The organism is uncultured Lutibacter sp. (genome assembly GCF_937891065.1).
GTDB lineage: Bacteria > Bacteroidota > Bacteroidia > Flavobacteriales > Flavobacteriaceae > Lutibacter.
In genome coordinates this window covers 1-3,558 of sequence record NZ_CALAEQ010000075.1, presented here as the reverse complement: position 1 = coordinate 3,558, position 3,558 = coordinate 1, and the positions used below count along the sequence as shown (strand labels likewise).

The window sequence follows — 3,558 nt, the reverse complement described above, 5'->3', positions numbered from 1 at the left end:
GACATTGCTATAGAACCTAAACTATTGAAAATTATGGTGAAGGAATCTGTTGATAAATCGTTCAATATGATAACAGTTGATGGTGATACATCTACAAATGACATGGTTATTGTATTAGCAAATGGATTGGCTCAAAACGATAGCATCAAATCTAAAAGAGACAAAGGATATACTATTTTCAAAAAGCATCTTGAAGAAATGATGGTACATTTGGCTCAACTTATTGTTTCAGATGGTGAAGGTGCTTCAAAGTTTATTGAATATGAAATAGTGAATGCGCCAACAGAAGCATATGCAAGAACAATGATTCGGAAAATTTCAGATTCAGCGCTTGTTAAAACCGCTATGTTTGGTCGTGATCCCAATTGGGGAAGGATTATTAGCGCAGCTGGTAATGCGGGGCTTCCTTTTGATTACGAAAAGATTGATCTATTTATCGGTTCTGACAAAAAAACTGTAAAGGTGTTGGAACAAGGAATTCCACTGGAATTTAACCCTAATTTTATAAAAAAATTATTGAGGGAGTCACATCTTAAAATAGTACTTGATCTTCACAATGGAAAAGCTAAATCTAAAGGATGGGGAACAGATTTAACAACCGATTATGTGTTGTTTAATTCTGTATATACCACATAAATAGTGAAGTATTTTTAAAAATTAAACCACCAAATAAATATATAAAATAAAAAAATAAATGAAAGAATATTTTGCAGAATGGACGGAATTTTTGATTCCTTGGCTTTTATCTAGTGGATTGAGGATATTGGTTATTATTATTGTTACGTTTATTATAAATAAAGTCATCACTAGATTAATTGATAAAATGGTTAGATTGGCAGTTGTTCCCAATAACCATTCATCTGAAGAAGCAGAAAAGAAAAGGGAAGATACGCTTATTCAAATTTTTTCGATTACAGCAAAAATTGGTATTTTTTCCATTCTTATATTAATGGTTTTTCAGGAATTTGGTGTTGAAATAGGTCCTATTTTGGCAGCAGCAGGAATTGTTGGATTGGCTTTTGGATTTGGAGGTCAATATCTTATCCGTGACATTATTTCTGGGCTTTTTATTATTCTTGAAAATCAATATAGAATAGGCGATTATGTTAAGTTTGAAAATTTAGGAGGCGTGGTTGAAAAAATTAGTTTGAGAATGACAACCTTAAGAGATTTGGACGGAACCGTTCATCATATTCCACATGGGGAAATTAAAGAGGTATCTAATTATGCTAAGGATTTTGCTCGTGTAAATCTGGATATTGGTATTGCTTATAACGCCAATCTAGAACATGTAATTGGTGTGGTAAATGAAGTGGGAAATGAATTGGCACAAGACATTCAATTTAAAGAATTTATTATTAAAGCTCCCCAGTTTTTAAGGGTAAATGATTTTGCAGATTCCTCTGTAATGTTAAAGATTTTAGGTGAAACTTTACCACTTAAACAATGGGAGATAACGGGTGAGCTTCGAAAAAGATTAAAAATTGCATTTGATAGAGAAGGAATTGAAATTCCATTTCCGCAAAGGGTTATTCACCAAAGTTAATAAGCTTATTTTTTAATTAAACAATAAAAGAGGGGTATGCGCAATCAGAAAAGAATAGCAATAGAACAACTTGACCGTAAACTTAAGCCATTTTATGAAATTAAAAACATAGATGTTCCTGAGCGAGGATGGATATATACCATCAGAACCACCTTAAATATGACTTTACAACAACTTGGATATAAATTAAAAATTACTTCACAAGGTGTTAAAGACATTGAAAAAAGAGAATTATCAGGTTCACTTACGATAAAATTACTAAAGGAAATAGCCAAAGCATTAGATATGCAATTTGTTTACGGTTTTGTCTCAAACCATAATTCAATAGATAAATTTATTGAATTGAAAGCGCGTGAATTGGCTGGGAAATTGGTATTGAAAAATTTAAACTCATTGGAGGGTAATAAGGAACTTAATGAAGATGAGATACAGCAAGAAATTGAAGAGTTTGCTCATGAAATTAAAAGAGAAATTCCCAGATCATTATGGGATTGAGGTTTTAGTATTTAAATTTACTTATAAAACATAATTTAATGATTGATAAAGTAATAAATCAGGTAAGGAAATGACCTGATTTTTTTGTTAAACACAAATTACTCCATCATTAAATATATTAGATAGGAATGTAGTTTAAGCACTATAAATGCGAAGGCTGTATTAGCAACCTTGAAGTATTTTAAAGCATCCATTAAAGAGTGGAATCAAAATGTATAAATAAGGAAGCACGTGTGTTTAAGTCTCTTACATCTATTCTTCAATGCTAAAAAAAACAATCTTCAACTATTAACTTTTTTGACCAAAAAGTTATCTGTATCTTTGCACCCTAAAATTTTAAAAATGAAAGGTGTAATTGTTTGTCTTTCAGGTGGAGTAGTAGTAATGATGCAATGCTAGTTGTTTACAATTAATAAAATAAAAAATATGACCCTAATTACTTCAAATATCAATAAAGCTATAGAGTTACTGGATAATGAAGATGTGGTTGCAATACCAACTGAAACGGTTTATGGTTTAGCGGGGAATATTTATAGTGACAAGGCATTAAAGAAAATTTATGCTTTAAAAAAGAGACCATCTTATAATCCATTAATTGTTCATATTAAATCTATAAGCGATTTAAATTTGGTGGCTTGTGAAGTACCTAACAAAGCATTAAAACTTGCTGATGCTTTTTGGCCAGGCCCCTTAACATTAATTTTAAAAAAGCAGCCAACTATTTCGGATATTGTTACTGCAGGAAAACCAACTGTTGCCGTTAGAATTCCAAATCATCCTGTTGCGCTAGAATTGCTTAAAAAATTAGATTACCCTGTTGCAGCACCTAGCGCCAATCCGTTTACATCAATTAGTCCAACAACAGCTCAACATGTTTTTGATTTTTTTGATAGTGAGTTAAAACTAATTTTAGAAGGAGGATCTTGTTCAAAAGGAGTTGAATCTACCATTGTTGGTTTTAAAGATGATGAGGTTATTTTGTACAGGCATGGTTCAACATCAATTGAAGCTATTGAAAAAGTTATTGGAAAAGTGAAAATATTCACAAATGATGATGTTACTCCCGATGCTCCAGGAATGCTTAAAAAGCATTATTCACCTAAAACACGAATTATTATATCCGATTCAATTGAAGAGTCAATGAAATTACATTCAAGTAAAAAAATTGGCTTATTGTTGTTTAATACTGAAAATGTGGGTTTAAAGGTTGAATGTCTTGAAATATTATCTAAAGAAAGTAATTTAGAAGAAGCAGCTTCTAATTTATATGCAGCTTTGCATAGATTAGATAAATGCAATTTAGATTTAATTATTGCTGAAAAATTCCCAAACAAAGGACAAGGAAAGACCATAAATGATAGATTAGACAGAGCTGCAAATTAAATCCGAGAATTTATTTTTATGGGTATGCTTTAAAATCTTCAAATTGTTTAAATTTTAAGCTTTCTTCCTAAAAGTTATACGTAACTTCGCACCCTAAAATTTTTGAAATGAAACGTGTAATTGTAGGCCTTTCA

4 protein-coding genes are annotated in these 3,558 nt (G+C 31.0%); all 4 read left to right on the top strand.

The features are described 5' to 3' along the window. Positions 1 to 636 (top strand): bifunctional ornithine acetyltransferase/N-acetylglutamate synthase (locus Q0352_RS04380; RefSeq protein ID WP_299524204.1); only part of this gene is annotated, 636 nt, incomplete at its 5' end. A gap of 58 nt (positions 637 to 694) precedes the next feature. After that, positions 695 to 1,546, top strand: a complete 852-nt coding sequence (locus Q0352_RS04375; protein WP_299524201.1) for a mechanosensitive ion channel family protein — start codon at positions 695 to 697, stop codon at positions 1,544 to 1,546. 36 nt (positions 1,547 to 1,582) lie between these two features. Then, positions 1,583 to 2,041: an XRE family transcriptional regulator gene (locus tag Q0352_RS04370; RefSeq protein ID WP_299524198.1), complete on the top strand. Its 459-nt coding sequence runs from the start codon at positions 1,583 to 1,585 to the stop codon at positions 2,039 to 2,041. A gap of 426 nt (positions 2,042 to 2,467) precedes the next feature. Beyond that, entirely contained in the window at positions 2,468 to 3,424 is a 957-nt protein-coding gene (locus tag Q0352_RS04365) for an L-threonylcarbamoyladenylate synthase (protein ID WP_299524195.1), read from the top strand. The last annotated feature ends 134 nt before the right edge of the window (positions 3,425 to 3,558 follow it).